This window comes from Caballeronia sp. (genome assembly GCF_049581465.1).
Lineage (GTDB): Bacteria > Pseudomonadota > Gammaproteobacteria > Burkholderiales > Burkholderiaceae > Caballeronia.
In genome coordinates this window covers 1-4,283 of the sequence record NZ_JBAUSA010000130.1, presented here as the reverse complement: position 1 = coordinate 4,283, position 4,283 = coordinate 1, and the positions used below count along the sequence as shown (strand labels likewise).

The following is a 4,283-nucleotide window of genomic DNA, read 5'->3' as shown; positions in this document are numbered from 1 at the left end:
GTCTCAGTCGGCATCGGTCGCACCGATGCCTTTCCCAGCCGAAAACGCCCGCGACACCATCGTCAAATAATGCTCTTAGCTCCAGTGGTAAACCACCCCAACGGCCACGAGCGGTCGTTCGTAATCGCGTAATCGCGAGTTGAACGGCCGCTTGATGGTTCGAAGGGACATCTGAATGTCCGACCAGCGGAACACGCGACCGTCGCTTCATGGCCGGCAGTACGCGTTCGCTCAAACAGCCGGAAAGCTGCCATTGAGAATTCCAACATCCTCACGGCGGCACGTTCATCGAACTGGTGCTATCGGCCATCAGCGGTCAGTCGACGATCCGGGTGAAATCGTCGACAATCTTCGAGGCCTCGCTTGGTTGCGCGAGGTCGCGAACGCGCTTCCACCATCGGCCAACCTTTCCTCGGAAGTTGCCATGCCAATACCGCTCGTCAATCGGCGAAACCGCCGGGCGAGAATCGGCCTTATTACGACCAGCCACCCGTCACCATGACATCCTCCGACGTGATCATGCGGCTATCGTCGGCCGCGAGGAAGAGCGCCATGCGCGCGAGATCGCCGGGCTCCATTTCCTCGTCGATGCACTGGCCGCGTCGTATCTCTTCGCGGCCTTCGTCGGTGAGCCACAGGTTGCGCTGCTTCTCAGTCAACACCCAGCCCGGCACGAGCGTGTTCACGCGGATCCCATACGCGCCGAGGTCCTTGGCGAACCCGCGCGTCAGGCCCTGTACGGCCGCCTTGCTCATTGCGTAAACCGGGAACTGGCTGCTCTTGAGCATCCAGCAATGCGAGCCGAGATTAATGATCGAGCCCGCGCGTGCGGCCTTCATATCGTCGACCACGGCCTGCGCTGCGAACAACTGATGCCGCACGTTAACTGCAACTCCTGCATCGAACGACTCGGGCGTAACGTCGGCGAGCGCGTGGCGGCGATCGTTCGCCGCGTTGTTCACGAGCACCTCGATCGGTCCGAATGCTGCCCGCACTTCGGCGATGGCCGCGTGCAACGCGGGAATGTCGGTGACGTCGCAGGCGACGAAGAGCGGTTTATGGCGCGCGTTACCGAGCGATTTGGCAAGAGATGTTCCCGCGTTCGTGTCGATGTCGAGAAAGCCCACACGTGCGCCTTGCGCAACGAAGTGCTCGACGAACGAAGCGCCAACGCCACTCGCGCCGCCCGTAATGAGCACGACCCGGTCTACTAGACTGGGATAGCACGCGTAACGTGCTTGTCCCGAAGATTTTTCGCTAGAAGTTGCCATTCACATCCCGTATTGATTAATCGCTGCGACGACGAAACCGACTGTGCGCCATGGAAGTTTTCTTGTGAGCTAAGCAGGTCCGGCTTCGTGGCGCCCTCCCGTCTGACGCCCAGATGACGCATTGTCTACGAGAAGGTGGCGATCCGCAAAGACGTGCTCGTCGTCGTGCGTTTCCAATACAACGCCGCCGAGCAAACGACATGGGGGCCAGTGATCAAGCTGATGGACGACCCGCTGCGCCTCGGGGCCGGCCGGCAGCCCGCGAAGGATGGATTTTCAACCCGAAGCGGCCTTTGTAGGCTTTCCCGCAATAAGAAAATGTCTGGCTATCCAAGAGACCGCGTCGCGTCTTGCGCTCTTGCACGGTGTCCAGTGAGTGCACCTCGGCGTTGTCATGAGGCCGTACCTTGGCAAACATTGGCGGCGTTTGAACGACCGCTTTGGACAAATGTGGCCGTCCGCAGTGGGTCGCGTGCTGCCGACCGGAGCCGTGCAGGGCGCAAGCAGGTGTGCCAATCGCATAAGGCAGTACCCGGGCCAGGAACGGACCTTCGACACGGATGCTTAGATCGCCGACAATCGACGGTCGAACCTGCCTCGAAACCACGGAGCCTGTCTTGCCGATCCCATTGAATAAACCCGTTCAAGCTGCGGCCAAAGACGTATTGCAACGGTTGGTTGGACATATAACGCCCGAGTCCACGGAGACTTCGATCGCAACCGCCGCGGCGGCTATGCTCGCTGAACGCGGTTATCCAGACACGTGGTACTACAACTGTCCGGCGTTTGTTTTATTGGGTTCTCGTAGTAAGGCTTCATTGTCGGGGCGGGTGTACGTGCCCAGCACGGAACCTGTCGGCTCGAGAAACCTTGTGACGATCGATCTTAGTCCGCGAAGTGGGGATATCTGGGGCGACTGCGCGCGGTCGTTCTACATCGAAGAAGGCGTCGCACGCATAGTACCGAGCACCCCGGAGTTCGTGTCCGGATATGAGACGGAAAGCCGTCTGCATCAGAAAATGCGTGCGTTCGTTCGCCCCGATACTTCTTTCCACGATCTGTATGAGTTCGCCAATGCGCAGATCCGTGAGGAAGGATTTGAAAACCTCGACTTTCTCGGTAACGTTGGCCACAGCATCTGCCAACACAGAGACGACCGGCAGTATATCGAAGCTGGGAATCATCGCCGTCTCGGCGAGGTAGCATGCTTCACCTTTGAACCTCACATAAGCCAGCACGGTGGCCGCTGGGGTTTCAAGCACGAAAACATCTACTACTTCGATAATTCGGGCGCTGTGATGGAACTCTAATGTGCTCGCGGTCGAATCGGCCGCCGATTTATTCCTGATGGTGTTCCAAGCAATCGCGTTCGTTGAACGAGGAGCGTGTCGGACGGTGGTCGGCCATGTTGAGACGTTCGACTTTGCCACCTAGATCGATGACAATCGAACGATCCCAGTCGGCTATAGGCAGCGCGAATCCGCGTCGATTCAACCAACCGTGTGCGCCTGTACGCGCTAAGCGGTGACATCTGACATTCATTTGGAGCGTACGTTTGAACGAACTTTCCGCCGTCGAAAGCTACCTGCAGGATTTTCATCAACGCATCGTGGGGTCCACGACGGTGGCTTTTGGCGCTCTTCCCGCTAAAGCAAATGGCGCGACGTATTCTTCTTCGTACCACGTTTTAGCCTCGTTGATTCCGACCGATCCTAAGCCGATTACCGTCCTCGATATGGCATGTGGGGACGGACATCTACTCAGATTGCTTGCGGACCGAAGACAGTCCGGCTTACGGCTGGTTGGCGTTGACATGAGCCAGGGTGAACTTGACGCGGCTAGTGCTACGCTGCCCGCTGATGTTTCCTTGCTGAGGGAACGCGCCCAGCAATTATCAGTGGGGACCAGCACGGTCGACTTCGTGCTCAGCCACATGGCCCTGATGCTAATGGACGACATCGATCTGGTTTTTTCCGAGATTCGCCGCGTCTTGACGCTCCGTGGGACTATCGCCTTTGTTGTTGGTCGCTCGTTTTTGTCGGGTCCCGTACAGCGGGTATATTTAGACACACTTCGACCGATCGCTAGAGAAGAGGGCGCGCAACTTCGTTTCGGTGATCCGAGAACGCAAAGTGAAGAAGGTTGGGAAGCGCTGCTTTCGCGATCTTTCTCCGATTTCACATGTGCGGACGTTGACGTGGATTGGAACCCGACGCCAACCGAACTGTGGGAATCGCTGGCAACGACGTACGACGTGGACCGCTTATCGGTTAGCGGTCAAAGCACGCTCCGCCAGCGTTTTTTGTCTGCGCTCGTCGAGTTTCAAATGGATGACGGGCACATCCGAACCGGATGGGCACAACGACTTGTTACGGCGAGGGCCGCCTAGCGTAACTCGGCTAAATTGGACGAAACGGCATCGGTCTATCTTTGTTATCGTCAACAGCGCACTCCAACGCCTTCGTGAGCGTCCGCTATCGGTGAACGTGGAGGGCCGATGTGGGTCGATAAGAGGCGGTCGTGCCTGCTCCACAACGGCCAATCGATGCGCCCTCGGTTATACGAAGGATAACGGACTGCTCGGTGACAGTGCTATCGCAATAAGGCTTATCGCATTAGCACTGTTTTTTGCCTACGCGTCTTTACGTGAAGACCCGTCAGCCCTTTCCGCGGACACCCGGGGTTCGCAATCGCGCATGGGGACAGGGATAGGCGCGCACGGACAGCAGGAAGCAGTGTCCGACCTACCGCGGAGCGAGCATCGTTCCGCGGCAATGCAGCGCGCCGCATCGACACGCATGCAGCTTTTTGACAGCCGCGGTGCGGCGGCCCTTAATGTCGAGTAGATAATCGATGAACAACTCTTCGCCGGCCATGATGTCAGCGAGGGCCCGGATAAACACATGGCTCCCCTCTTGCTCTGCCTCGCAGTGCGGCTCGCAGCAATGGTTGAGCCAACGTGCAGAATTGCCACCACGAGCGCCGTCGATGACGCGTCGGTCATCCAGCCCA

At 58.3% G+C, this 4,283-nt stretch carries 4 protein-coding genes; 2 read left to right on the top strand and 2 right to left on the bottom strand.

From position 1 onward, the window contains the following. Window positions 1-476: 476 nt before the first annotated feature. Window positions 477-1,271, bottom strand: a complete 795-nt coding sequence (locus tag WCA53_RS03430) for an SDR family NAD(P)-dependent oxidoreductase (protein WP_423905481.1) — start codon at window positions 1,269-1,271, stop codon at window positions 477-479. Window positions 1,272-1,888: 617 nt separating this feature from the next. Here WCA53_RS03430 and WCA53_RS03425 point away from each other — a divergent pair. Together WCA53_RS03425 and WCA53_RS03420 are read left to right on the top strand one after the other, a co-directional pair. Next, window positions 1,889-2,581 (top strand): M24 family metallopeptidase, encoded by a 693-nt coding sequence (locus tag WCA53_RS03425; RefSeq protein WP_423905479.1) that lies wholly within the window; start codon window positions 1,889-1,891, stop codon window positions 2,579-2,581. A 245-nt stretch (window positions 2,582-2,826) separates the two neighbouring features. Further along, window positions 2,827-3,660 (top strand): class I SAM-dependent methyltransferase, encoded by an 834-nt coding sequence (locus tag WCA53_RS03420; RefSeq protein ID WP_423905477.1) that lies wholly within the window; start codon window positions 2,827-2,829, stop codon window positions 3,658-3,660. 355 nt (window positions 3,661-4,015) lie between these two features. Here the strand turns inward: WCA53_RS03420 and WCA53_RS03415 are convergent. Next, window positions 4,016-4,283: SET domain-containing protein (locus tag WCA53_RS03415; protein WP_423905474.1), on the bottom strand; the 268-nt coding region annotated here is incomplete at its 5' end.